The organism is Nitrospira japonica (genome assembly GCF_900169565.1).
GTDB classification, from domain to species: domain Bacteria; phylum Nitrospirota; class Nitrospiria; order Nitrospirales; family Nitrospiraceae; genus Nitrospira_C; species Nitrospira_C japonica_A.
In genome coordinates this window covers 3,661,831-3,686,968 of record NZ_LT828648.1, presented here as the reverse complement: position 1 = coordinate 3,686,968, position 25,138 = coordinate 3,661,831, and the positions used below count along the sequence as shown (strand labels likewise).

Here is a 25,138-nt window from a genome sequence, read left to right as displayed (position 1 = left end):
CGCACGCCTACGGCCAGGTCGGGTGTCCTCCGTCATCCCTCCACTGACCCGAGCGCAGACCGCGCACATTCGAGAGCTCATCCGGGACAAACGTGCTCGAGAAACCGACGGCACCTTCGTGATCGAAGGTGCCAAGGCGGTTCGGGATCTCCTTGCCCATCATCCGTCCCTCGTCCGCTTCGTCGTCACGACACCGGCGTATCGTGACGGAGAAGAGCCCCGCGATCTCCGAGTCCGCCTTGCCGCCGCCTGCCCGTCCTACACCTGTTCCGAAAGCCTCTTTGCCGGAATCTCCAACCTCGATACGGCTCAAGGAATTCTGGCGGTCGCGCGCCAGCCCGAGTGGAATGAAGCAGAGGTGATGGACCGTCCGACGTTGTTCGGCATTTACGGAGAGGGCATTCAGGATCCGCTGAACGTCGGCACGATCATTCGGACCGCCGCGGCTCTCGGTGTGAGCGCCTTGTGGTTGACGCCCGATTCGGCCGATCGGTTTCATCCGAAGGTCGTCCGGGCGACGAGCGGAGGGCTCTTGTGCCTTCCGGTATTCATGACTGATTCGGTGATCCCATTGACGCGTCGGGGCTGTTGTCTGTTCTCCGCCGAGGTCGGCGGCCCCGGCGTCGTGGAGTTGGAAAAAATCGAACATGTGCCACCGCGTCTGCTTCTCGCCGTGGGCAGCGAGGGACAGGGACTGTCCGAGCACACGAAGAGACTCGCCATTCGCCGTGTGACCATCCCGTTGAGCCGAGACATGGAGTCGCTCAATGTCGCCTCCACGGTTGCCATCGCGGCGCACGTGCTGCAGCGTCTTCCGAAACAGTAATCTTCCTGACGTAAAAAGCAGTTCTTCCAACGCACAGTATCTTTCGTCGGTACATTACGACTCGCAATCCCTGTGCATCAAGGGTAAGATGGGCCAGTTCGCGCCTGGTCCTGTCTGCACTGAAGGAGGGAACAGCATGAGACGAGGCATCGGCATTGTCCTCGGGTTCGCTGTCATCACCGGATGCACAGGGGTTACGCCTACGCCTGCAGAACGCAATGTGCAGGATGTTGCTGCAACGCGGGCCTGGCTTCGCGGCCCCATGAAGGAAAGCTGCGATCGGCTGCCGGGACCAGAGAGCCGGAAGGGATGCGCGCTCGCGCTTGACGGTACCCTCGCCAAACTTCGCGGGGATCATTTGACGCGCGATGACAATTTCCGTATCGAGCTGGCCCGAGCGAAGGGGGCCGATGAACTCCGCCGGCTGTGGACGAGGCCCGACCACGAAGCATGGCTGAGAGGGATCAGAACCGCAGCCTGTCAACGAGCGCCTTATCCGGAAAGTGCTCGCCGCTGTCTCGACGGGATCGAAGCGGAACTCCTCCGGCTCAGTCACCCTGACGAGGTTGCGAGCGAACAGCCGGAAGTTCGCGCGAAACGAGCCGTAGCGCGCATTGAAGCCAGGGAGCAAGCTCGCGCGGCCGAACAGCAGCGCCCGCGTGAACGCGAGTTTTCCCTCGTGGGGCTGGCCGGGGAAAGCGGGCAGGCGCAACCGTCCGTGTCACTGTCGGTCTCCAAGCATCCCGTGGTGGTGAAGCCGGTTCAGCCTGGATTGGGCATGCCGGTCGCGCCGCTGTCTCCTCCCGTCTCCTGCACGAGCACCGTGGTCGGCGGAGCGGTTCGTACCGACTGCTATTGATTCTGGGCAGACTCCAACCTGAGCCTGCAGCTCACTCGGAGACGATCGTCGCCTGTTGCTAGAACGGACGCTGGATTCTTAAGGCGCCGTCACCTGTTTGTAGATCCTGCGCAGATCGATCATGATCTGAAAACCGAAGGTAGGCCCGCTGTCAGTCCCTCCTATCCCATCGTTCCACGTTTCCAGGAATCCATACGGGAAACGGAGCGCTACCGATCCCAATCGCCTCTCGATTGAGTGTCCACTGGGATCGGCGAACAAACCTGAATCGATCGTGAAGGCGAACTCCAATTCCCATCGGGGAGGCATCTCGTCACTGTCGCCATAGGAGGCGATCGACATCGAAACCTGCCCGAGGTAGTTTTGAGCGGCGACCGTGGCATCGCGGAAGGCTGCACCACCGAAAAGCTGGCCGTATCGTCCCATACCGGAAAATCGGACGAACTGAGAGAATCCCCGCAAGAATGTGCTGGTTCCCACGACCGGCTCCAGCGCCTCGGCGAGCGAGAGGCGGCGTAGTCCCATCTGGGCGAAGGCTTCCTGGTAGAGTGACCCCGCGGCAAATCCGAGACTCATAAAACCGACCTCGCGTTCCCCAAAGAGCTTGGCCCATCGCGTGAGCGTTCCGTTGACCATGAAATCAGTCGCTTCTCGTTCTTTCGTGACCGGGACCGATGAATTCCCGAACAGTTGGTGCGTGACGTCATTCTGCAAGTACAGCGTCGGATTCGCCTGGGTTGGCCCTGCCCCGACCGTCAGGTTGGTGCTCCAACCCGGGAATTTCTTGAGACGTTCGGTCCAACTGACCGTGGCGAAATTGAGTCCGGCAGACTCTTGTATGGCATTGAATCGTTCGCCCTTCCCGTTGAACTCGGTGAAGCGATTGAACGTCATGCCTGCGACGAGCGTTTGTTCCTGATCGGGGTACGCGATTGCGCCCCAGTGCACACTCGGTGCGACGGGTTCTGCCCACGCAGCAGGTAGAAGACCCATGCTTAACGAAAGGAATGCCGTGGTTTGCCTAATGACGCGCCATGCCGAACGCACCGCCGCTCCTTACAGCATTTGCTCTGCAGTAACCGGCTCAAAGAAACGCTTGTTTCTACCGTGCCCATCTCGGCAGAAGTTTCCCCTGAGAATCGGTGTTGTCGTTCTAGCAAGGCGCTGATGCAGCAGGAAGGGTGCAGGATATTGCGGGAGTGGGAGTGGACGGCATGGAGAGTTTTCAATCAATTGCTTCGATAGAGCGCCCAGCATAGCCTCATTCAACCATAAACCACCCTAGGAGGAGGTCCCACTCGGAGAAACCCCTGTCGATGAGAGTATCCTGCACCATTCCGCTTTATTATGGCAATGTCGAGGGGGCTGGCGGTGCCGGTTCATTCGGATGCTGGCGTGGGATAGGCACGACTGGACTGCGCGGCGGGTAGCTCGGTCCAGAAATCCAGTCTTCAAACACGACGTAGGCAGCGATCAGCAGCGCCAATAGGAGAAAGGCGAGAATCCACACCTTGGGGCCCTGCTTAAATTCTGATGGCTGGTTGAGCATGGCCGCCTCGCCGCGTGGAAAACCCTATGCTATTGAAGCAGGCGGAACGATTCAGCGCAAGGGGGGAGGGATCGACAGGCAGTGGGTCGCTCAGGTATTGGTGCGATCCTAATCTCGTTGAAGAGCATATGAAGAGAGTTTGGAAATAGGAAGTCTCAAAGGCTAAGCATTCTGACTGAGAGCCAGTTCGACGAGACCATGCTCATGGGCGAGGATCAATAGTTTTTGTCGATCTGAGACGTCGAGCTTGCTGAAGATACTGGTCAGGTGGTGACGAACGGTGATGTCACTGATCCGGAGCCGACTTGCGACCTCCTTGTTCTTGAGCCCTGCGGCGATCAGGCGAATGATTTCTCGCTCCCTGGTCGTCAGACTTCCGATCCTGTCCACAGTATGCGATGCATGATGAGTTGGTCCCGTTGACCCTACCGCATCGGTCTGCTTGACCGGTCTTCTGCTCTCGAAGTCCTCTTTGCCAGAACCGCTGAGACTTTGAATAACTGCGATCAAGGCAGACGGAGGCTGCATTTTCAGCACGATACCTGCAGCGCCCAGCGCCAATGCCTTGCGCGCCAGTTCATCATTTCCCAGGTCGCATAAGATGATCACGGAGGAAGAACGGGTGAGTCGTTCCAGATTGCGAAGGAACCCGAGGGCATCGATGCCATTGGGATCAAGGTCGAGGAGAATCACCTCAGGATGCTGGCGGACGAGAGATTCAACGATATTGGTGCTCCCCACGCTGCCTTCCCCCAACACTTGAAATCCTGTATGCGATTCCAGAATCCGCCGTAATCCTGAGCGCGTGATGTGATTGTCGCTGAGTATTAGCGCCTTCACGAGGACGCCCTTGCTGATCTGAGTCATCTCACTCCCTCACCTAACAAGTTATATATGACGCCCTTAGGCATATGTATTAATGGAATTGAACCAGAATTGCTCGAGAGACGGAGGACAACATGTTCGTGTCAGCGCTGTCTGGTGACTCTGATCCGCATCGCCCCGTTTCACACTGGACAAAAAGCCCTCGTCCACATGTTCCTGGCCACGACAAACGGCCCTGTCTTCATGTTTTTTTGACACGGTGCAAATCGACATCTGATGCGGGTTTTATCAACTACTAAATCGCGTGAATCCAGATAATCATTGCCAGTAGCCGCTTTGACAGAATGACAGGTATCCTTATGTCAAACTCGGCCGCTGAATGAAAGGGACTCTTTCGAGCTAATGGGAACTACGCAGCACAGAAGTGCTCTGCGGCTTCTGTTTGGGCTGATCCGACAGAACTTTGCGGCAATTCCACCTGAATGACATATGGCCGTCCAGGGGAATGGAACCACTAGGAGTTGATCTTAGGGGGCACTCTTGTGTGAGAGGCCCCTAGATCATCCTGGAACAATTATCTAACGAAGGGTTCCAAAGTAGAAGCACAACAGTCCGATGTCAAACCGGTCGATCTCCTGCACAATCCGCCCGCGGTCAATGGTTAGGCCCTTCGAACGCGTGATGGGGCCGAAAGGGCGAAGCGCTGAGAGGGCGATGGGAGAATGGAGGGAGCGTGATGCAAAGTGAGGCGGAGCAAGTGGATGACCGACGCTGGTTCGCGCTCCAGACAAGATCACGCCATGAGAAAGTCGTGCGCGATGAACTGCTCAGGCGGGACATCGAAAATTTCCTGCCTTTGATGACGCGGCTACGACAGTGGACGGATAGGAAGAAAAAGATCGAGTTTCCTTTGTTCAGTGGGTACTGCTTTGCGAGGTTTTCATTGGACGCCCGCCTGCCGGTCCTTCAGACCACAGGTGTAGTCCGCATAATTGGCCGCAATGGCCGTCCCGAATCGATTCCCGCTCCTGAAATCGAATCACTGATGATCGTAATGAACAATCGCGCGCAATACCAGTACGCCGTCCATCCATTTCTGAAGGAGGGAATGCTCGTGGAGGTTGTCAGTGGTCCCTTTCAAGGAGTGAAAGGACGCGTCGTCCGACAAGATAAGCATTGTCGGATCGTGATCAGCATCAGTCTGATTCAGCAAGCGGTGGCGGTCGAGATTGATGCGTCATGCATCGTTCCTGTCAGTACGGGTGATGTTCTTCCTGAATCCAATCAACACCAGCCTTACCACTATAGTGGTCTATCCAGAGACAGGAGCCCGGACCGGTACAACGAACGTTTCGGGTCGCATCAATTGTGACCTTAACAATCTCAGAGGCATTATGACGCATCTTTACACCGCCGTATCGATGGGTCTGGCAGTCGTTATATGCTCGGCAGCCGTTTCCGGAAACGCGCAGTCAGGGACGGCGTCATCGGTTCCGACCGCAAAAATGGGAACCGATGCATCGGTGCTGCATGTATCGCCGGTCAGTATCGAAAAAGTGGAGAGTCCGGCCTACGCGGACGGGACCCGATCTGCTGTGGATGCGGCAGAAAAGCTGTTCAACGCTGTGACCGGCGACTATCTGATCGGAGCCGAAGACATTCTGGAAATCAGTGTGTGGAGGAATCCAGACCTTTCGAGGGTCGTGCAAGTTCGACCTGATGGGAGAATTTCTCTGCCTGTCGTTCGTGACATCGTGGTCATCGGAAAGACGCCGTCGCAACTAGGCGATGAGTTGACCAAGAAGCTGAAGGAGTATGTCCAAAATCCGGTGGTGGCCATTAGCGTGAAAGAGGTGAACAGCTATAACGTATTTCTTCTTGGCGAGGTCCTAAAGCCGGGAAAGTACCCACTCAAGAGTAAGACCACTTTACTCCAGGGGATCACGATCGCCGGGGGATTTACCCCGGTTGCAGCACGAAACCAAGTGGTGATTTTCAGATTCGATGAGAACGGTAACGGTACAAGAACACTGAGCGCCAGTTACGACGACATCGTGCTGCGCGGAGGAATCGGGCAAAACCTGGAATTGAAGGCAGGTGACACCGTGGTGGTTCCGAGCGAAACGATGGTGGTGTTTCCGGGGCAGAGGCCTAACTAACAGTCGGGACGGTTTCCTCGCACTATGCATGAAATGATTCGACGAGGAATATGCCTTCGAGCAGTAATACTTCTGGCTGCGGTTGCAGCCTCATTTGGAGGAGTGCCGGGATGCGCGCAGCCGACCATTCAGGAGCGAGAGTATGACGCTCCTCAACAATTCCTTCTCGGACCCGAGGATGTCGTAGAGATTGCCGTGTGGAAAAATCTAGAACTGACGAAGACTCTGGCAATTCGTCCCGATGGCGCCATTTCCATGCCGATTATCGGTGAGGTGCAGGCGGCCGGTTTGACGACGGATGCTCTGGCGCAGCGCGTCACAGAACGCCTAAAGCCATTCATCGCCAATCCCAGCGTGTCCGTCAGTGTGAAGGACTTGAATAGCTATGCTGTATTTGTAGTCGGTGAAGTCACGAAGCCAGGAAAATATCAGCTAAAATCCTACGCGACGGTCTTACAGGCGATCTCATTGGCCGGTGGATTCACCGATTTTGCAAAAAAGAACAAGATGCAGGTCGTCCGATTGAAGTCGAACGGGGATCAAAAACTGCGCGAGATTCATATTCCAGTGCGGTATGACGATGTAGTGGCCGGAAGGATCGAGTCCGGCAATATGATCCTGCTCTCAGGCGACACGGTCGTCGTTCCATAGAGACAGCTCCTCCTTACCACCGGCCAAACATGATCCAAGAGGAAGCGCGCAATTCCTGTTTTGTCTGACAGAACCGGATTGTCGCGGAGCGCGGATGACTGGGCCGCCGACACGGAGGATTCTCCATTACTCCAGCCAAGCAAAAAAGTATTAGCAATCATGGGAGAGGGATTCGTTCCGTGCAATCTCACCACATACTGATTTTAGGATGCGGCATGGTCGGCCGCCGCCATGCCAGAAACCTGCATCGGCTGGGATGCCAGGTGTCGTGTATGGATACTCGTCCTGATCCACTGGAAGAGATCATCAAAGAGGTGCCGGTCATTCATCAGTTCACAAGTCTCAATGACGCACTTTCGCGTGCCTCAGAGTTCACTGGAGTTGCGGTATGCTCTCCAACGCAGTGCCATGTAGAGCAAGCTCGGGCTGTACTGGATCTTGACTTGCCGGTGTTGGTGGAAAAACCTGTTTCCACCGATGTCGACAGTTGCAATCCGTTGCAAACTCGATTGCAGCAGGGCGGAAAACTCCTCTTGGACTATCCTTACCGGTGGTGGACACCTGTTCGCCAGTTGAAGACGTTGATTAGCGCGGGAGCAATCGGCGTCCCGCGACATGCACGGTTTGTGATGAGCGCGCACGCAAAGCACGTTAATCCGGTGCAGGCTGAGCAAGCCCTCTCCAGTGCCAAACACGATCTCAATGGCGGTGTATTGTTGGAGCAGATTCATTTCATCGACCTCATGCTTTGGATCTTCGGGATGCCTGACAGGATCTTTGCCCGCACGGGGAAAATATCAAATCTGGAAAGAGAAGCCGACGATGTCGTGGACATTGTGGCAGGCTATGCCGACCAGGTCCTGGTCACGTTTCATATGGATTCATTCGGGCGCCCCCATGAACAGCACATTGTCGTGACCGGCGAAGAAGGCACCATTCAGTGTCTATTTGCTCCTGATGCGTTGCGACTGAGTCGAATGCCGGAGTTGAGATGGGAAACGGAATACTTCTCGATCGAGCGGAACGACATGTTTTTGAGTGTCGCGCGAGAGTTCCTAAATATCTTGGACGGGAACAACTTTGATCAGACGTGCACACTGGAAGACGGGATACGAACTCTGAAGGTGGTTGAGGCGTGTAAGCAAAGTCAAGGGACGCGGAGTGAGGTCATTCTGACCGGTACAGTTCCCGTTGCGGATACGGTGGGATAGCGCCATGAATAGTTGGGCGGATCTGCGGGGTGGGGAAGGTGAATCCGGGAATATGATTATCCTATCCGGTGACACCGTTGTCGTACCATGATGGTTCCACACGAGCATGTCCTGAAAAGGTATGGCTTCTCTTCCTCCTGATCCTAGAGACCATCCTGAATCATGGGCTGGGAAAACCGGTGGCCTATGCAGAGACACGTATTATTCCATCAATGAGCGTCTCAGAACGGTACGATTCCAACGTGTGGTTTGCTCCCCGCTCGTTAGTGCCTGCAGACCTGCCACTCGATGACTTTGTTACGACGCTCTCTCCTCGGCTTGAAATTAAGAGCAAGAGCGAAAAGAGGGTCGACGCCACTCTTTCCGCCGGGGGCACTGCCAACATGTTCGCCTATAACAAAGACTTGGGATTCCTCTCGACGGATGTGGCCGGCGTTGCCAATCTCGACGGCTGGGTCAGCCAGGTTTTCCGCGGGTCCACGTTGAAACTGTCCGATACGTTTCTCTATACCCCTGAGCCTCCCGCCTTTGTGACGGGTGGCACTACCTCCGCACCGGCGGATACGTTTAGCCGAGGCATCCAAGCGTTTCGAGCCAACACATTCTCCAACATCGCTTCAGCCGTCGCCACGTTCCAGATGATGGATACCGTCGATCTGAAGGGGCAGTACACCAATTCGATCTTCACAGTCGGGACTCTTTTCGTCACAGGTCCGACGGGAGGCGTGGGGTTTTTCGATACGAAGGTGAATGATTGGGCCCTGGGTCCGAGTCTGCACTTGTCACGGGGGGATACGCTGAGCCTGAGCTACAGACAATACCAATTGAGCCAGACGGGGGCAGGACCGACGTTGAACTTTTTGGCCCGAGGAGGCGAACTAGAATACAATTCCAAACTCGCTCCCGGTTGGATCACGAAGGTGGCAGCGGGGGTCAAGGTCGTCGAACCAGGCAATTCTGCATTTGCAACGGGCCGATTCGAGGTCACACATGCCCTTGAACAGAACGTGCAGCTTCAGGTCAGAGCATCGCGCGATATCGCTCCCGCCTTCTTCGGTACGGGAGGAGCACTCGTCAGCAATACGGCGTCGGTATTCGTGGTGCACCGATTTGCGAGAGATGTCAGTCTCCTAGGGAGCGGGAACGCCGGTTACAGCGAAACGACTCCGATCAAGGGCACAAAATATTATTCCTATGGAGCATCCGGCGAACTACGGTACATGTTTCTTCGTGACACTTTTGCATCGCTCTCATATACCTACACCTACTTCGATCTCAATCAGGTCGGAGCCTTGCCATATCTGGTCGAGCGGAGTGTAGTGATGTTGTCGGTCCAGGCAATGTGGAAATAGCAGGAACCGACTGTCCGCTTGCATCCATCCGATCATCCGATTCGCAAAGAACCAGGTTTTGGGGCAGAAGACGACGGGCATCCGTTTGATCCGTGTGCCCGGACGGCGTTTGTATTGAAGCAGGACCATCCTCCAACATTAGAAAAGGATCTGAACGGTGGATGCATCTGAGAATATGAGTCTTGCAGCGGTGCCTTTCAGACGCATCGAGCCATCGCGCGGATGGCGCGCGCTGAACATCAGAGAGCTTTGGCAATACGGCGAACTCTTGTACTTCCTCGCCTGGCGAGACATCAAGATTCGCTATAAACAAACTGCGTTGGGTGCCGCATGGGCCGTGATTCAGCCGGTTATGACCATGGCTGTCTTCAGTCTTTTCTTCGGAAAGCTGGCGAATATGCCGTCTGATGGCATCCCATATCCACTCTTTGCATTTACCGCGCTGGTTCCCTGGGCATATTTTGCTAATGGTCTGACCGAGTCATCGAATAGTTTAGTTTCCAGTTCGAACTTAATCAAAAAGGTATACTTCCCCCGTCTCGTTGTTCCGATTGCCGCTGTGATATCGGGTGGAGTGGATTTCATCATCGCATTTGTCGTGCTGCTCGGGATGATGCTGTTTTATGGCATGTATCCGACCGTTAACGTCGTTTGGTTACCCCTCTTGGTGCTCCTGACCTTTGTCACGGCATTGGGAATAGGGCTGTGGCTTTCGGCTCTCAATGTTCAGTATCGCGACGTCCGGTACACCATCCCTTTTCTCACTCAGCTCTGGCTATTTGCCACGCCCATCGCTTATCCAAGCAGTCTTCTCTCCGAACCGTGGCGGACGCTCTTTGCCCTCAATCCCATGGTCGGAGTCGTGGAAGGGTTTCGGTGGGCGCTTCTTGGAACAACGGAGGCGCCGAGTCCGATGATTGCCGTATCCACTCTGGCCACGTTGCTGCTCCTCGTAGGCGGCGCATTCTATTTCAGGCGAATGGAAAAGACGTTTGCGGATGTAATCTAGCAACCCTCATGACTTGAGTATCGAATGACCCCCCATAGGTCCAGTTACAAGAAAACCACGTTTCTAGCCGCTGCGGCAGGAACCCTGAGTCTTGTGTTATCCGGCTGGCTTCTGCTCATGCAGTCCATCGGGATTCCATGGACCGGACTCTCTTTTGTCCTCCATCCGGCGCTTGCGTGGGGCAGCGGTGTCCCACTTCTTGGATTGGCCCTCTACGGATATGCGATCGCTCTGGGCGGCGTACTAGCCCTACAGAACGACGTAAAAGGGCGGGCACATTTCTAAAAGGACAACTTATGGCCAACAAGTTTGTGGTCGGCGACTGGGTTGAAGTGAAGAGTGCCGGGGAGATCCTAGGGACCCTGGACAACCGTGGCACTCTAGACGGGATGCCTTTCATGCCCGAGATGCTCGCTTGCATCGGCAAGCGCTTCAGAATCTGCAAACGTGCCACCAAAACTTGCGACACCATTGATAAAGCTGGTTTCCGTCGTGTCAAGGAGACCGTCCTGTTGGATGGCGTACGGTGCAGCGGGATGGACCACGGCGGTTGCCAAGCAGGGTGCATGATTTTCTGGAAAGAACAATGGATTAAGCCAGCCCTCGCTCCCGGTCAATCAGCGGCGATTGCCATCGAAACTCAGGGCCGCGGGAATGGAAATGGCAGCCTTCCAAGAGACCCTGACTTTGTACGACTGGAGGCCAGAGTTCGAAAGGCTGCCTGCGCGGACGATACCCCGGGAATGGGAGGGGAACCAGTCTACATGTGCCTCATTACCGAGATGAAGCGGGCGAGCCTCTCGATGGCATGGTGGGATCTGCGCCATTTTGTGGCTGATATCAGAAGCGGTAATCGCCGGATCATGGAAGTGGTGCGAGCGCTACTGTTGGGTCTGTTCAGTTGGGTGCAGGACAAGCGGGGAGGGGCCTGCTATCCCTCCATGGAGGGGGGACCATTGAAGAAAACCCCCAATGATGATCTGCGGCTCCAACCAGGCGATCTGGTGAAGGTCAGGCCTCCCCAAGAAATTGTCAACACATTGGATGCGAACTGCAGAACCAGAGGGTTGCGGTTCGACGTCGGAATGTTCCGTTATTGCGAGGGCGAATATCGGGTCGCGATTCGAGCGCTGCGGTTGATCGATCAGCGGACAGGAAAGATGATCCACATGGCCGATCAAAGCCCCTGCATTTTGCTGGATGGTGCGACATGTCACGGAGATTTCATGAAATTGTGTCCGCGATCGGAATATGTGTTCTGGCGTGAAGCGTGGCTGGAACGCGTCCCGTGACGGATTCGAAGTCTGAACACGTTGTGAATTTTCGATGAGCAAGAGCATTCGGATCGAAACACAAAACTTGCCAAGCGGAGACTCGTGACATGAAGGTCGTGCTGTTTTGCGGAGGACTGGGACTTCGCATCAGGGAATATTCCCAGAACATTCCGAAACCGATGGTGCCGATTGGGTATCGTCCCGTGGCATGGCACATCATGAAGTATTACGCCCACTACGGACACAAGGAGTTCATTCTGTGCCTGGGGCATGCAGCTGACGTCGTCAAGCAATATTTCCTCAACTACAGCGAATGTGCTTCCAACGATTTTGTCATGTCAGAGGGCGGGAAAAAGGTAGACCTCATCAATACCGATATTCAGGACTGGCGCATTACGTTCGTCGAGACTGGAGCGAATGCCAATATCGGTCAGCGTTTGAAAGCCATTGAAAAGTACCTCGGTGATGATGAAGAATTCCTGGCGAACTACAGCGACGGTCTTACCGATCTCCCCTTGCCGGTTCAACTCGCGCATTTCCGGAAAATGAATAAGGTTGCAAGTTTTGCCAGTATCACCCCGAGACTCAGCTATCATTTGGTGTCCGCTGACGCCGACGGCGTGGTCGAGACCATTCAGGAAATGAACAAGACGAGCCTCCGAATCAACGGGGGATACTTCATCTTCAAGCGTCGGATCTTCGACTATCTTCTTCCCGGCGAGGAATTGGTGCAAGAACCTTTTCGGCGCCTGATCAAGGATCGCCAGTTGATCGGTTACAGGTACGACGGGTTCTGGGCCGCCATGGATACATTCAAGGACAAGCAGGTCTTGGACGAGATCTATGCGCAGGGGCGAGCCCCTTGGGAAGTGTGGAGAAAGAACGACTGAGCCCCATGCTGTTGTCTTCGCTGGAGACCGCAAACAAGCCGGGAATCACGGTGCTCTGTCTGGGGTCGCATCCGGATGACATCGAGATCGGGTGCGGGGGGACCATTATCCGCTTGGTTGAGACTTTTCCCCAGATCAGCGTCGGCTGGATCGTCTTCAGCGCAGGGCGGAGACGAAGGAGTGAAGCCGAGGCGAGTGCGGCCGATCATCTGCGCGGAGTTCCGCGAAAAACCGTGTCGGTGAGAACATTTCGAGAAAGCTTCTTTCCGTCACAGCTTGCGGCCATCAAGAAGGAATTTGAACGGTTAAAACGCGACTGGGATCCCGACGTAATCTTTACTCACTATCGTCATGACCTTCATCAGGACCACCGCATCATATCCGATCTCACGTGGAATACGTGGCGACGGCATCTCATTTTTGAGTACGAGATTCCTAAGTACGACGGGGATCTAGGCTCGCCAAACGTGTTCGTGCCACTCGATAAGCGGATCGGTGAGACCAAGGTGATTCATCTCATGCGACACTTTGCCACCCAAAGATCCAAGGCCTGGTTCACCGAGGACACGTTTTGGGCCATGATGAGAATTCGTGGTGTGGAAGCGAATTCGCCAACGGCCTATGCTGAAGCTTTCCACTGTCGCAAGCTCGTTCTTCGGTAGCAATATGCCGATCGTCACGCACATGCATCCGGAAAACGGTCACTGCAGATTTTGTGGCGCCCCGCTCGAGGACACATTCGTCGATCTGGGGATGTCGCCGCCTTGTCAGACTCACATCGAGCCACATCAGTTGCACCATATGGAGGCGTTTTATCCGCTACATGCATTCGTATGTGCTAAGTGTTTCCTGGTCCAGTTGAAAGCCTACATCGCTCCTCAGGATATCTTTACGGAATATGCCTACTTTTCTTCCTATTCAAACAGCTGGCTCCAACACGCGCAGGCTTATACCGAAGCCATGGTGAAGCGTCTCGGTCTCTCCGTTGCGAGTCGCGTCGTAGAGATTGCCAGCAATGACGGTTACCTCCTGCAGTACTTTGCCAAGAAAGGCATTCCTGTGTTGGGCATCGAACCGGCTGCGAACGTGGCACAGGTTGCCATAGAGAAGGGAATCCCTTCGGTGACGAAGTTCTTCGGTGCAGAGACCGCCAAGGAACTCGTTGCTTCAAATAGCCACGCGGATCTTCTTCTCGGCAACAACGTGCTGGCCCACGTTCCTGACCTCAATGATTTTGTCCGCGGCATGAAGCTTCTGTTGAAAGCGACCGGCGTCATCACGATGGAGTTTCCGCACCTTATGCGATTGATGGAGGGCAATCAGTTCGACACGATCTATCACGAGCATTTCTCCTATTTGTCATTCTGTACCGTAGAGCGACTGTTCGCAGCCCACGGTCTCACGATCTTTGACGTTGAAGAGTTGCCGACGCACGGGGGGTCACTTCGCATCTATGCGAGACACACGGAAGCTGTCTCGATGCCCGTTTCAGCCGCTGTTGAAACCTTACGTACACGAGAGTTCGGGGCAGGCTTCGGAAAATTGGAGCACTATCGCTCATTCAGAAACCAAGTGGGGAATACCAAACGGCGTCTGTTGGAAACCCTGATCGAAATTAAACGAAAGGGAAAACGCATAGCCGGGTACGGGGCGCCCGGGAAGGGAAACACGCTCCTCAATTACTGTGCAATTCGTACCGACTTTCTAGACTACACGGTGGATCGTAATCCGTACAAGCAAGGGAAGTATACACCGGGAACCCACATACCGATTCATCCGGAAGACAGGATTCGAACGACCCAGCCGGACTACGTGCTCATTCTCCCCTGGAATCTGAAGAACGAGATCATGGAGCAGTTGGCATACATTCGTGAATGGGGTGGCAAGTTCATCGTGCCGATTCCGGAGGTGGCGATCTATGAATAGTCAGTCTATGGACGGGTCATTTACCCTCTCTTCGGAACTCCCGCAGGTCAGCCAATTGCGGCAGGCTCTGGATCAGCGTGAACTTGGCCGTGCGCTCATGGAGTTGATCACCGAGTTGTATCCGCTGTGCCGCAGCCTCACGGGAAACGGAGTGCGGCAAACTCTGAGTATCATTGGCAGAAACGTGCCCTTGCAGATCCACGAGGTTCCAAGCGGGACTCAGGTGTTCGATTGGAATGTGCCGAAAGAATGGAACATTACCGATGCATACATCAAGAACGCCAAAGGGGAACGCGTGGTCGACTTTCGCAAGTCGAATTTGCATGTGTGGGGATACAGTATTCCCGTGCGGGCCACGTTGTCCCTAGCGGATCTGAAACCCCACCTCTATACCCTTCCGGAACACCCGGACTGGGTGCCTCTGCGAACATCCTATTACAAGCCAGACTGGGGATTTTCTCTCAGTCATAATCAGTATCTCTCCCTGGACGATGGAGAATATGAGGTCTGCATCGACTCGACTCTAGCCGACGGACACCTCACGTATGGAGAGTACTATCTGCCGGGAGACCAGCCTGACGAAGTATTGATCTCGACGCATGTCTGCCATCCGTCGATGTGCAATGACAACCTGTCGGGCATCGCCATTTCCTGTTTCCTGGCCCGCGCATTGACCGAGTCCTCACGACGGTACTCCTATCGATTTCTCTTCATTCCCGTTCAGATCGGCTCCATCACCTGGCTGGCGCGGAATGAGGCCATCGTACCCCGAATCAAACACGGCTTGGTGCTAACTGCGCTCGGAGACGCAGGTTTTTCAACCTATAAGAAAAGTCGCCAGGGCACCGCCGAAATTGATCGGGCCGCGGTCCATGTTCTTCGACATTCCGGCCTGCCTCATGAAGTCCTCGATTTTTATCCCCATGGATACGACGAACGACAATACTGTTCTCCCGGCTTCAATCTTCCGGTGGGGAATTTGAGGCGGGCGCCGAGCGGCCGCTTCCCCGAATACCATACGTCGGCGGACAATCTTCAATGTGTCAAGCCGGAATCACTCTCCGATTCGTATGTCAAATGCCTCGATATTCTCTCGATTCTAGAAGCGAACAAGACCTATCAGAACTTGAATCCGAAATGCGAACCGCAATTGGGCAAGCGAGGATTGTATCGCATGACCAGCGACTTGAATGGTGTTGGCAAGGTGAAGGAGCTTCCCGTTCTATGGGTCCTGAACCAATCAGACGGAATGCATTCACTGCTCGATATAGCTGAGATGTCGGGCTTCAGCTTTGACGAGATCAAACAAGCTGCGGATTCCCTGACGGCCTGCGGCTTAGTGAAAGTACACGAATGATTAATGCCCCGGAGATTGTCCTGGAGGAGGAGAAGCACATGAACGAACAAGACGAAAGCGTTGACTCGGCGCTATGCCGTGGTTGTGGAGAAAGGTCGTTGCATACGTTCATCGACCTCGGCCTCTTTCCCCTCTGTCAAACCTATATCGAGCGTCATCAACTCGACAACATGGAACCGTTTTATCCGTTGCATGCCTATGTCTGCAACCGTTGTTTCCTCGTACAACTTCCAGAGTATGTCGCTCCCCAAAATATCTTCACCGAGTACGCATACTTTTCTTCGCATTCTGATTCATGGTTGCAGCACGTCCGGGCCTCGGCCGACGCGCTCACGAAGAGATTCAATCTGGGGTCGACCAGTCAAGTCATCGAGGCGGCAAGCAACGACGGCTATTTCCTCCAGTATTTCATGGAGAAGGGTATTCCAGTGATTGGGGTCGAGCCTGCAGTAAATGTGGCCCAGGTGGCCATTGGCAAGGGAATTCCGACCGTCTCGAAGTTCTTCTGTGTCGAGACCGCCCGCCGTTTACGCGATGAAGGCAAGCAGGCGGATCTCATGCTGGCAGTCAATGTCTTGGACCACGTCCCGGATATCAATGACTTCGTCTCGGGGTTAAAGCTTCTTCTAAAGCCAAACGGGGTCGTTGTAGTGGAATTTCCGCACCTCTGCAAACTCATCGAGGGCAATCAGTTCGATACGATCTACCACGATCGCTTCTCCTATCTCTCTTTCACGGCGGTTGAGGAGATCTTTCTGCGCCAGGGACTCTTCCCGTTTGACGTGGAAGAACTTCCGACGCACGGCGGCTCGCTGAGAATCTATGCCTGTCACCGCTCGGCCGGAGTGAAGCCGCCGACAGAGCAGGTGGCGAGGCTTCGAGCCAAGGAGGAAGCCTGGGGGGTGAAAACCATGGACTACTATGCTTCATTCAGGAAACAGGTTGAAGACACCAAGCGTAACCTGCTGGAGTGTCTGGTGCGGTTAAAACGTGAACGACAAACCATCGTAGGCTATGGGGTGCCGGCAAAGGGAAACGTGCTCCTGAACTATTGCGGCATCCGAACGGACTTTCTTGACTATCTGGTTGACCGGAGCCCTTACAAGCAAGGCAAGCATACGCCAGGCACCAGGATTCCAATTCACAGTCCGGAGACAATTCGGGATTCGAGACCGAACTACGTCCTGATCTTGCCTTGGAATATCAAAGAAGAAATCATGGACCAGTTGGCCTATATTCGAGAATGGGGCGGAAAGTTCGTCGTTCCTGTGCCCACGGTCCAGGTGTACGAGTAATGGCGTGGACAAGAAGAGGAACGACCGCATGGGTGTGATTGCAATCAAAGCGGAGGCGTTGAGTAAACAGTATCGGCTGGGTTCGGCCGCTCAGTCCTATCAATCATTGCGCGACGTCATCATGCAAGTCGCTACCTATCCGTTGAGAACAGTTCGCGGCCTGGGCAATGGACGGTTGAAGGGCTCAGGCGACCCTGAGCCGTCACTGTGGGCGGCAAAAGATATCTCATTCGAGATACAGCACGGCGAAATAGTCGGCATCATCGGCCGGAACGGAGCAGGTAAGTCCACATTGCTCAAGCTCCTGTCCAGAATTACGGAACCAAGCAGCGGCTGGGTTGAATTGCGGGGTCGGATTGGAACCTTGTTGGAGGTCGGCACCGGTTTTCACCCGGAACTCACCGGAAGAGAAAACGTATTTCTGAATGGAGCGATTTTGGGGATGGGGATGACCGAGATCAGGCGGAAGTTCGACGACATCGTCACGTTCGCGGAGGTCGAAAAATTTATCGACACGCCGGTGAAGCACTATTCGACTGGCATGGCGGTTCGATTGGGGTTCTCCGTCGCGGCGCATTTGGAGCCTGACATCCTCCTGATCGATGAAGTCCTAGCGGTGGGTGACGCCGGATTTCAGAAGAAATGTCTTGGAACCATGGGAGCGTTACGCGAAAAGGGAAGAACGGTGTTATTCGTCTCCCACAACCTTGCGGCGATAGAAAACCACTGCTCACGCACGATTTGGATTGATGAGGGACGGATCAGAGAAGACGGTCGTACTTCGGACGTGGTCAAGAAGTATCTGGCGAGCTTCGGCAGCGAACAGGATGCCTATAAAGATCTTCGGACAATGGAAAGGCAGAAGGCAGGGGGAGCAATTCGATATACGGGCCTCGAATTCTTGAATGGTCACTCCGGTCAAGAGATTGTGCGAACGGGAGAACGCATGGCTCTTCGGCTTCACTATACGGTGACAGAACCGGTGTCGTATCCGTATTTCGGCGTTGAAATTTACAATGAACTGGGCACCATGATTGCCAGCTTGAACACATGGAGTTCGGGATATGAAGTCCCTCTCCTATCACCGGGCGACGGATTTATCGATTTGGAGGTTGATTCCCTCACCCTAATGCCGTCCCAATACTACCTATCCGTTTGGTTGGCCGGAGTGGGTCCTCGTTGGCATGACAAGATCGACCGATGCGCAAGCTTCGATGTCGAAGCTCGTGATTACTATGGGTCCGGGAGGGGAGTAGAAAGAAAGTTCGGCCTCGTCGTTTTTCCATGCAGGTGGGGACCGCTGGGCGATGGGCACGAACACACCAACGAGCTAGAGACTCAAGTGTCGAACACCGACTGTCAGCCAGACATATTGAAGTGACGGTTGAGCTCTGTGTGCCTCAAGGCCATAAAATCCCCACCAGGGGCTCTTCGCCGCTTCTTCAAATTACTGGCCTTGGTCGGGGCCATCTTCTTCGCTGCTGTAGCCGGAGCGGGCACGAAACTAACAAAGGCACCAGAAACCTCTCAGTGGACGCACCTTTCCAGCAAGACCGGAATCATTCCTCCGTCCGGTCCATCTCGTTCGCAAACGGCAAGCTTGATATTGGATATCGACAAAAATGGATTGAATGACTTCGTCATTGCTGCCGGAGAGGTGGGACCGTCCGTCGTCTGGTACCGCCGGGAGACACTCGGTTGGACCAAGTATGTCATCGATAGTTCTGCTCTTCCAATTGAAGCAGGGGGAACCTGGTTGGACATCGATGGAGACGGCGATCTCGATATCGTCTTTGGAGCGGACGGGGGAGACAACAAAGTATGGTGGTGGGAGAACCCATATCCCTATTATGCGCCTCATCAACCGTGGACTCGACGAGAAATCAAGAATTCCGGGCATGCAAATCATCACGACCAGATCACCGGTGATTTTGACGGGGATGGAAAGCCGGAACTCGTCTTCTGGAACCAACAGGCTCGAAAACTTTTCCTTGCCGAAATTCCTGATGATCCAAGAACTACCCAGCCCTGGCAATATACGGAAATCTTTTCCTGGCCTTCGGGAAACTACGAGGGCTTGGTGAGTTTCGATCTGGACCAAGATGGCATTGTGGACATCGTGGGAGGCGGGCTATGGCTGAAGCATCTGGGTGGGACTCAGTTTGCCACCCAAATGATTGACGCAACACAAACTTTCTCGCGTACGGCAGTGGGTCAGGTGAAGGAAGGAGGATGGCCGGAAGTCGTGTTTGTGACAGGAGACGGCATCGGACGGTTGAAATGGTATGAGTGGACGGACGGGCAATGGGTTGGTCACGACTTGCTCGGCGAAGATGTGATTCATGGACACAGTCTTCAAGTGGCCGACTTCAACGGCGATGGGCACCTGGATGTGTTCTGCGCGGAGATGCGTCAGTGGTCCGAAGCCGACGATCATCCAAGTGCTAGAATGTGGATCTTTTTTGGCGACGGCGCCGGCCATTTCACAAAGTCCGTGATGGCTTCAGGGATGGACAATCACGAAACCAAGGTGGCTGACCTCGACGGAGACGGAGATATTGATATCCTAAGCAAACCGTTTCGCTGGGATTCTCCGCGGATCGATGTCTGGTTGAACAAGAGCGTGCAGGCCTCGTCGGCAAAGCCAACTTTGGACAAGTGGCGCCGCCATGTCATCGATGCCGACAGACCGTGGCGTGCGGTCTTCGTCGACAGCGCAGACGTCGATGGGGACGGCAAGCGGGACCTGATAACCGGCGGGTGGTGGTACAGGAATCCTGGCAAGCCTGCAGGGGTTTGGAGCCGACAGCTCATAGGGTGGCCACTCAATAACATGGCCGCTGTCTATGATTTCGACCGAGACGGGGACATCGATGTCCTGGGAACGAAAGGGAAGGGCTCGGAAGCCAATTCGAAGTTCGTGTGGGCCCGCAACGACGGAAGGGGGACCTTCACGGTGCTTGAGAATATTGATGCCGGCCAGGGGGATTTCCTTCAAGGGACAGCGGTGGCCACTTACAGCAATCAGGCGATGCTTGAGGTTGCCGTATCCTGGCATGAAGCAGGCCGGGGAATCCAAATGTTGACCGTTCCTTCTGACCCAGGGAAGATGCAGTGGCGGTGGCGAACGCTCTCGAGGACCTCTCAAGACGAGCAAATCACTGCCGCGGATATCGATCGAGACGGCACAATCGATCTGCTCCTTGGGACCAACTGGTTGTGCAATGAATGTCCCCAATATCGAAAACGGTTCAGGATGATCGATCAGTTCCTGGGAACCAACTGGTTTCGCTGGCAGCCGCAACGGGTCGCGGAGCAGGAGGGCAATCCTGATAGAAACCGCTTAGTTGATATGAACGGCGACGGACGACTGGACGCCGTCGTGGGATTCGAAGCGATCAGTGTGCCAGGCAAGCTGGCATGGTACGAGCAACCTCCCAACGCGACCGATGTTTGGAAGGAACACCACATCGCCGAGGTCATTGGTCCGATGAGTCTCGATGTCATCGACATGGACGGGGACGGAGATTTCGACGTCATTGTCGGCGAACATAACCTCAAGGCTTCCGAAACTGCCAGATTGCTCGTATTTGAGAACCTCGACGGAAAGGGCCACTCGTGGACTCCTCATCTCGTCCATACCGGCGATGAGCATCACGATGGCGCTCTATCCACGGACATCGACGGGGATGGTGATCTCGATATCATCTCGATCGGGTGGGGGCATAGTCAAGTCGTGGTCTATGAGAATCTGGCCATACAGGTACCGTAGTCAACGCACCCGTCCTGACCTCCTAAGTACAACATCCCACCCGTGACGCCCGCACCATGATTGGAAAGTCTCCCTGCGTCACCGTCGGCATGCCGGTTTACAATGGCGAGCACTACTTGCGTCAGTCGCTGGATTCACTCCTCTCGCAAACGGTGGATGATTTCGAGATAGTGATCTCGGATAACGCCTCTACCGATCGCACGAAGGAGATCTGCAGCGAATATGCCGAGCAAGATCAACGGATTCGATACTTCCGGAATTCTACCAACCTCGGTGCCGCTCGGAACTACAATCGACTGATCGCCCTGGCAGCCGGGCCGTACTTTCGCTGGGCGCCCGCGGACGATGTGTTTGCCCCGACCTCCCTCGAACGATGCATTGAAGTGCTGAACGCTCATCCCGATGTCGTGTTGTGTTATCCGAAGACAATTCTCATCGACGGGGACGGAAACCAGCTGGAACCTTACGAGGATAAACTGGACTTGCGCTCTCAAGATCCGGCCGTGCGGTATCGACAAGCCCTTCAGATCGGAAGAGCCAACGCGATCTATGGACTAATGCGTACCGATGTGTTGAGGATGATCGCTCCCCTTGGCAGCTATCCAGGGGCCGATGTCGATCTGCTCATCGAGCTCTGTCTCTATGGCCGATACTTTGAAATTTCTGAACCGCTGTACTTCAGACGGATGCACGCGGGAGCGTACAGCAGCTTAACCACGCTCAAGGATCGGCAAATGTTCTTCGATCCCACGACCTGCGGCAAGCTTCACTTGAGCCATTGGAAGCGGCTGTGTGTGCGTTTGGCCGCCGTGTGGCGTGCTCCAGTCGGACTTCGTGCTCGATTGACCATCAGCTACAAACTGGTCCGTGGCGCAGTGACATCGAGAAAGGAGTTTGTGAACGAGGTGGTACAGATCCTGCGGACCAAGGGACCAAAGCGATGGTTGGAAGATCAAAGCGGATAGATGCTCGATCTTCCTTGAAACCGCATCGTCAGTGATTCGGGTAATCCCGTCTTGAGGTATACGTCTCATCGAACTAGTAGTACGTGGTCCATACACCCATGGATTCTGGTCCCGGCATGAACAGCGTGGTCATGATCGTACATGATTTTCCTCCAGAGGGGAATGCGGGCGTCTATCGGCCACTTCGATTTGTCCGACAACTTCAGAAGATGAATTGGAAGACCACCGTCATTTCCGCGGTGCCAGGTCAATATGAGCGATATGATCCAGAGCTGCTGAAATTGGTTCCCCGTGAGACCGAGGTTATTCGAGTGAAAGGGTATGGTGCGTGGCAAGCCCTCCAGGCTTGGCGGTCCCGACATAAGCGGAGCCAGAATCAGAATCCTGACATCCCCTCGGATCAAGAGGGAACCGATCAGGGCACGTTCCCGTCATGGATCAGAGACGCCGCCCGTAACCTCGAAGCGTGGTGCTATCACCCGGACATGGCCGCTCCTTGGATCGAGCGGGCAGTGCGAGCGACCGTCAGCGCGTGTAGCGGTGAAGCCGTGCGGGTCATTTGGGCCACCGCCGGACCGGTGACCTCCTTTTACGTCGCTCAGGCGGCATCCAAGCAGACGGGGATTCCCTACGTCCTCGATTTCCGAGACTCCTGGACGATTTCTTACAACGAATTTGAATCCCGGAGGCCCGATTGGGCGGTGCGCCGAGACAGGAAACGCATGTTTGAGCTACTGCAGGGATCGCAGGCTGTCGTGTTTCGGTATGCGACGGAAGCAGAATGCTACTGGCGGGCCTATCCTATGGCCCTAGACTATCGAAAAGTTCACATCATCCCGAATGGCTACGAAGGCGCCATCGAGGAGTTCGTCGAGCCGGACTGTAAACGGTGCACGATCCTCTACACGGGCACACTGACTTCATATCGATTCGAGACACTTCTCGACGCGCTTCGTATGCTGAAGGATACGGCTTCAGCCGACGCCTGCAAACTCCGTCTGCTCTTTGTCGGAGAAGGCACCGAGGCCCTTCGTTCAGTAGGCGATCGCCTGGGCCTTGCCGACCTTATCGAAACGAGAGGGCCGGTCTCGTACAGCGAAGTAGCTAGGTTACAGCGTGAAGCCCACGCATTTCTGGTTCTCGGCAGAATACCGACAATGAGGGGGTATGAGCTGTTGGTGGGAGCAAAGCTTTTCGAATACCTTCGCATGGGGCGGCCCATCATCGGGGTGCTGCCCTCGGACGAAACGACTTCTATCTTGCGCCGCCTCAAGTCTCCCATCATTGCGGACGTGGAGTCGAGCGAGGAGATCGTCGGTGTTTTGAAGAGAGTGCTGCGCGCATGGTCTACGCATACGCTCTCCACGCTCGTTCCTGACAGGAAAATCTGTGAGGAGTTTTCGGTGGAACGACAGACAGTTGCACTGACCAAGGCGCTCGAAGGCAGGCCTGCAGATCATCCGTTCATCCGCGGTGCGGTTGACATTCCGAAAAGCTTGCAACGCTACTTTGACGAAGAGCGTTGGAGCGAGGGATCTGCGCGGCCCGGCAAGAAGGAGTGATAGTTCAAGGAGAACCCAATGACTTACGAAACCGCTTATGATGCCCGCGTCAAGGAAGTGCTCAACTCCAACGAGACCTACTACCGCATGATGGTGGAGTGGCATGCCAGCCATGACGGTCTCGCCGTCGAGGCTGATGTCAAACGAATCATTGAGAGCGCCTGTCGACCAGGACACCTCGTTTTGGAAGCCGGCTCAGGTCCAGGCTGTATCACCAACTGGTTTGCAAGACGACACCCTGAAACACGTTTTTTCGGAGCGGACATTTCACATATAGCGGTGGACCTCGCCCGAGCCGCGGCGCCGCAGAACGCCGAGTATCATGTCGCGGACCTAAAGCGGATTCCCTTTGAGGATCACAGTTTCGATTTCATCTTTTCACAGTCCGTTCTCGAACACATCGTCGGATGGGAGTATGCGCTGAGAGAATTGTATCGGGTCCTAAGGCCGGGGGGCCAACTTCTTATTCGCGTTGAGAACGGTGGTATAAAACAGGCCCGCTCGCGGACCTATGCCTTAATGAACTATGTGTTCTTAAGGAATAGGGTGACGATAGAGGAACCCTCCTTCCGGCTGGATCCGGGTGATTGGACACAACATGAAATGAACTTTGACGTCCAGGAGATTCCCTCGGATGTACTGCTCTCCACGCTGCGACGCAATGGATATGCCATTTCATGGTTTACCACAGGGACCAAGAGTTGGCGTGGATGTGGCAATTGGAAAGCAGAAGTGGTGTCCTATCTGCAGTTTTGGCCTTTCAACCATCTCGGGTCCACTACGATAGTTCTTGCAGAAAAGCTCCCGTAGCCCCCCTGTTGAACGACCGTGCACTTCTGCATACGTGACGACGATACGAGCTTTTTCACCGCTCCGGAAGACTTGGAGCGCGCCTATGGTGAGGTGACGAAGCACGGGCCGGTTTCCCTGGCGATTATTCCTTTCTGCCGTGCGGGATCCAGCAAGGGCGTTCCGGAGAAGTACCGCAGGCGATGGTCCATTCATCCACTCGATGAGAATCAGGCATTGGTCGACTATCTCCGCGATGGCATCGCAGCAGGGAGATACGAGGCCATGCTTCATGGCTATCACCATGATCAGCCCGATTCCCAACTGGAATTTGCCGATGGACGGGACCTTTCCGAACGCGTGCGTCACGGACGTGCGTATCTAGAGGATCTGCTCAGTGCGCCTGTTCGAGTATTTGTGCCGCCCAAAAATGCCATCGGGAAACAAGGCTTGCATGCCATCGCGCGCGAGAGATTGAATTTGGGGGGCGTAGCGGGACTACGTTCGGGGTGGTCTCCATTTTCACCAGCAACCTGGATCACATGGTTTCGACTCCGCCGGTGGCGTGCCCGAGGAGGATTGGGTGTGCCCTGGATACTCGATCTGGGCGACCATAAAGAAATCGCAGGCAATCCGGTGACGCCTTCGGCAAGTCTTCGCCTCAATGAGTGTATTTTCGATCAAGCGATTCGAGTGGACGGAGTATTTTGCGCCGCTACGCATTATTGGGAGCTTGATACATCCTGCCAGGAAAGCGGGATCGCCACTGTCAGAGAGCATCTGTTACGACTGATCGCGCGCGCATCCAATGATCAGAAGGTCGTTTGGCGTTCGGTCGGGGATGTTGTTTCGTCCATGGAGTCTTGA

The 25,138-nt window shown here is 54.9% G+C and carries 23 protein-coding genes; 21 read left to right on the top strand and 2 right to left on the bottom strand.

The features are described 5' to 3' along the window. The first annotated feature begins 22 nt into the window (after positions 1–22). Entirely contained in the window at positions 23–826 is an 804-nt protein-coding gene (locus NSJP_RS17505) for a TrmH family RNA methyltransferase (protein WP_080888162.1), read from the top strand. 136 nt (positions 827–962) lie between these two features. Further along, the gene (locus NSJP_RS17500) at positions 963–1,685 is read left to right on the top strand and encodes a hypothetical protein (protein WP_080888161.1); all 723 of its coding nucleotides are present in this window, start codon (positions 963–965) and stop codon (positions 1,683–1,685) included. Positions 1,686–1,763: 78 nt separating this feature from the next. On the opposite strand, the gene NSJP_RS17495 is transcribed toward NSJP_RS17500, so the two are convergent. Next, positions 1,764–2,633 (bottom strand): hypothetical protein, encoded by an 870-nt coding sequence (locus tag NSJP_RS17495; RefSeq protein WP_155970417.1) that lies wholly within the window; start codon positions 2,631–2,633, stop codon positions 1,764–1,766. Positions 2,634–3,396: 763 nt separating this feature from the next. Next, on the bottom strand, positions 3,397–4,101 hold the full coding sequence (locus tag NSJP_RS17490) for a response regulator transcription factor (protein ID WP_080888159.1): 705 nt from the start codon (positions 4,099–4,101) through the stop codon (positions 3,397–3,399). A 694-nt stretch (positions 4,102–4,795) separates the two neighbouring features. Between NSJP_RS17490 and NSJP_RS17485 the strand changes: the two genes are divergently transcribed. The 19 genes from NSJP_RS17485 (at position 4,796) to NSJP_RS17395 (ending at position 25,138) form a co-directional block, all read left to right on the top strand. Continuing rightward, positions 4,796–5,431 carry a UpxY family transcription antiterminator gene (locus NSJP_RS17485; protein ID WP_080888158.1) on the top strand — a complete coding sequence of 212 codons (636 nt, stop codon included), beginning with the start codon at positions 4,796–4,798 and terminating at the stop codon, positions 5,429–5,431. A gap of 22 nt (positions 5,432–5,453) precedes the next feature. Then, entirely contained in the window at positions 5,454–6,218 is a 765-nt protein-coding gene (locus tag NSJP_RS17480; RefSeq protein ID WP_172834437.1) for a polysaccharide biosynthesis/export family protein, read from the top strand. 24 nt (positions 6,219–6,242) lie between these two features. Beyond that, the gene (locus NSJP_RS17475) at positions 6,243–6,869 is read left to right on the top strand and encodes a polysaccharide biosynthesis/export family protein (protein ID WP_080888156.1); all 627 of its coding nucleotides are present in this window, start codon (positions 6,243–6,245) and stop codon (positions 6,867–6,869) included. A gap of 179 nt (positions 6,870–7,048) precedes the next feature. Then, positions 7,049–8,080 (top strand): Gfo/Idh/MocA family protein, encoded by a 1,032-nt coding sequence (locus tag NSJP_RS17470; protein ID WP_269457699.1) that lies wholly within the window; start codon positions 7,049–7,051, stop codon positions 8,078–8,080. Between the two features lie 212 nt (positions 8,081–8,292). Continuing rightward, entirely contained in the window at positions 8,293–9,432 is a 1,140-nt protein-coding gene (locus NSJP_RS17465) for a porin family protein (protein ID WP_155970411.1), read from the top strand. Positions 9,433–9,589: 157 nt separating this feature from the next. After that, complete coding sequence (locus NSJP_RS17460) at positions 9,590–10,441, top strand: ABC transporter permease (protein WP_231989421.1); 852 nt, start codon at positions 9,590–9,592, stop codon at positions 10,439–10,441. A gap of 24 nt (positions 10,442–10,465) precedes the next feature. Then, positions 10,466–10,726 carry a hypothetical protein gene (locus NSJP_RS17455; RefSeq protein WP_080888152.1) on the top strand — a complete coding sequence of 87 codons (261 nt, stop codon included), beginning with the start codon at positions 10,466–10,468 and terminating at the stop codon, positions 10,724–10,726. A 281-nt stretch (positions 10,727–11,007) separates the two neighbouring features. Then, a complete protein-coding gene (locus NSJP_RS17450; protein WP_155970409.1) occupies positions 11,008–11,733 on the top strand; it encodes a hypothetical protein in 726 nt (241 codons plus the stop codon). An 89-nt stretch (positions 11,734–11,822) separates the two neighbouring features. After that, positions 11,823–12,605 (top strand): sugar phosphate nucleotidyltransferase, encoded by a 783-nt coding sequence (locus tag NSJP_RS17445; RefSeq protein WP_080888150.1) that lies wholly within the window; start codon positions 11,823–11,825, stop codon positions 12,603–12,605. 5 nt (positions 12,606–12,610) lie between these two features. Continuing rightward, positions 12,611–13,267, top strand: coding sequence for a PIG-L deacetylase family protein (locus tag NSJP_RS17440; protein ID WP_080888149.1), 657 nt, complete (start codon positions 12,611–12,613; stop codon positions 13,265–13,267). Between the two features lie 4 nt (positions 13,268–13,271). After that, positions 13,272–14,531: a class I SAM-dependent methyltransferase gene (locus NSJP_RS17435; protein ID WP_155970406.1), complete on the top strand. Its 1,260-nt coding sequence runs from the start codon at positions 13,272–13,274 to the stop codon at positions 14,529–14,531. Positions 14,532–14,628: 97 nt separating this feature from the next. After that, on the top strand, positions 14,629–15,888 hold the full coding sequence (locus NSJP_RS17430) for a DUF4910 domain-containing protein (protein ID WP_407938660.1): 1,260 nt from the start codon (positions 14,629–14,631) through the stop codon (positions 15,886–15,888). A gap of 38 nt (positions 15,889–15,926) precedes the next feature. Next, positions 15,927–17,183: a class I SAM-dependent methyltransferase gene (locus tag NSJP_RS17425; RefSeq protein WP_080888649.1), complete on the top strand. Its 1,257-nt coding sequence runs from the start codon at positions 15,927–15,929 to the stop codon at positions 17,181–17,183. A 28-nt stretch (positions 17,184–17,211) separates the two neighbouring features. Next, positions 17,212–18,564, top strand: coding sequence for an ABC transporter ATP-binding protein (locus tag NSJP_RS17420; RefSeq protein ID WP_080888147.1), 1,353 nt, complete (start codon positions 17,212–17,214; stop codon positions 18,562–18,564). 246 nt (positions 18,565–18,810) lie between these two features. Beyond that, on the top strand, positions 18,811–20,955 hold the full coding sequence (locus NSJP_RS17415) for an FG-GAP repeat domain-containing protein (RefSeq protein WP_172834435.1): 2,145 nt from the start codon (positions 18,811–18,813) through the stop codon (positions 20,953–20,955). Between the two features lie 56 nt (positions 20,956–21,011). Continuing rightward, complete coding sequence (locus NSJP_RS17410) at positions 21,012–21,920, top strand: glycosyltransferase (protein WP_080888146.1); 909 nt, start codon at positions 21,012–21,014, stop codon at positions 21,918–21,920. Between the two features lie 98 nt (positions 21,921–22,018). Then, complete coding sequence (locus NSJP_RS17405; RefSeq protein ID WP_155970400.1) at positions 22,019–23,482, top strand: glycosyltransferase; 1,464 nt, start codon at positions 22,019–22,021, stop codon at positions 23,480–23,482. Positions 23,483–23,500: 18 nt separating this feature from the next. Beyond that, complete coding sequence (locus NSJP_RS17400; protein ID WP_080888144.1) at positions 23,501–24,292, top strand: class I SAM-dependent methyltransferase; 792 nt, start codon at positions 23,501–23,503, stop codon at positions 24,290–24,292. Between the two features lie 18 nt (positions 24,293–24,310). Beyond that, positions 24,311–25,138: a DUF2334 domain-containing protein gene (locus tag NSJP_RS17395; protein WP_080888143.1), complete on the top strand. Its 828-nt coding sequence runs from the start codon at positions 24,311–24,313 to the stop codon at positions 25,136–25,138.

Bases quoted from the DNA above. Each gene is read 5' to 3' on its own strand.
- NSJP_RS17500 (WP_080888161.1), top strand. From the start codon at position 963: ATGAGACGAGGCATCGGCATTGTCCTCGGGTTCGCTGTCATCACCGGA.
- NSJP_RS17490 (WP_080888159.1), bottom strand. From the start codon at position 4,101: ATGACTCAGATCAGCAAGGGCGTCCTCGTGAAGGCGCTAATACTCAGC.
- NSJP_RS17485 (WP_080888158.1), top strand. From the start codon at position 4,796: ATGCAAAGTGAGGCGGAGCAAGTGGATGACCGACGCTGGTTCGCGCTC.
- NSJP_RS17480 (WP_172834437.1), top strand. From the start codon at position 5,454: ATGACGCATCTTTACACCGCCGTATCGATGGGTCTGGCAGTCGTTATA.
- NSJP_RS17475 (WP_080888156.1), top strand. From the start codon at position 6,243: ATGCATGAAATGATTCGACGAGGAATATGCCTTCGAGCAGTAATACTT.
- NSJP_RS17465 (WP_155970411.1), top strand. From the start codon at position 8,293: ATGAGCGTCTCAGAACGGTACGATTCCAACGTGTGGTTTGCTCCCCGC.
- NSJP_RS17455 (WP_080888152.1), top strand. From the start codon at position 10,466: ATGACCCCCCATAGGTCCAGTTACAAGAAAACCACGTTTCTAGCCGCT.
- NSJP_RS17450 (WP_155970409.1), top strand. From the start codon at position 11,008: ATGATTTTCTGGAAAGAACAATGGATTAAGCCAGCCCTCGCTCCCGGT.
- NSJP_RS17445 (WP_080888150.1), top strand. From the start codon at position 11,823: ATGAAGGTCGTGCTGTTTTGCGGAGGACTGGGACTTCGCATCAGGGAA.
- NSJP_RS17440 (WP_080888149.1), top strand. From the start codon at position 12,611: ATGCTGTTGTCTTCGCTGGAGACCGCAAACAAGCCGGGAATCACGGTG.
- NSJP_RS17435 (WP_155970406.1), top strand. From the start codon at position 13,272: ATGCCGATCGTCACGCACATGCATCCGGAAAACGGTCACTGCAGATTT.
- NSJP_RS17430 (WP_407938660.1), top strand. From the start codon at position 14,629: ATGGAGTTGATCACCGAGTTGTATCCGCTGTGCCGCAGCCTCACGGGA.
- NSJP_RS17425 (WP_080888649.1), top strand. From the start codon at position 15,927: ATGAACGAACAAGACGAAAGCGTTGACTCGGCGCTATGCCGTGGTTGT.
- NSJP_RS17420 (WP_080888147.1), top strand. From the start codon at position 17,212: ATGGGTGTGATTGCAATCAAAGCGGAGGCGTTGAGTAAACAGTATCGG.
- NSJP_RS17410 (WP_080888146.1), top strand. From the start codon at position 21,012: ATGATTGGAAAGTCTCCCTGCGTCACCGTCGGCATGCCGGTTTACAAT.
- NSJP_RS17405 (WP_155970400.1), top strand. From the start codon at position 22,019: ATGGATTCTGGTCCCGGCATGAACAGCGTGGTCATGATCGTACATGAT.
- NSJP_RS17400 (WP_080888144.1), top strand. From the start codon at position 23,501: ATGACTTACGAAACCGCTTATGATGCCCGCGTCAAGGAAGTGCTCAAC.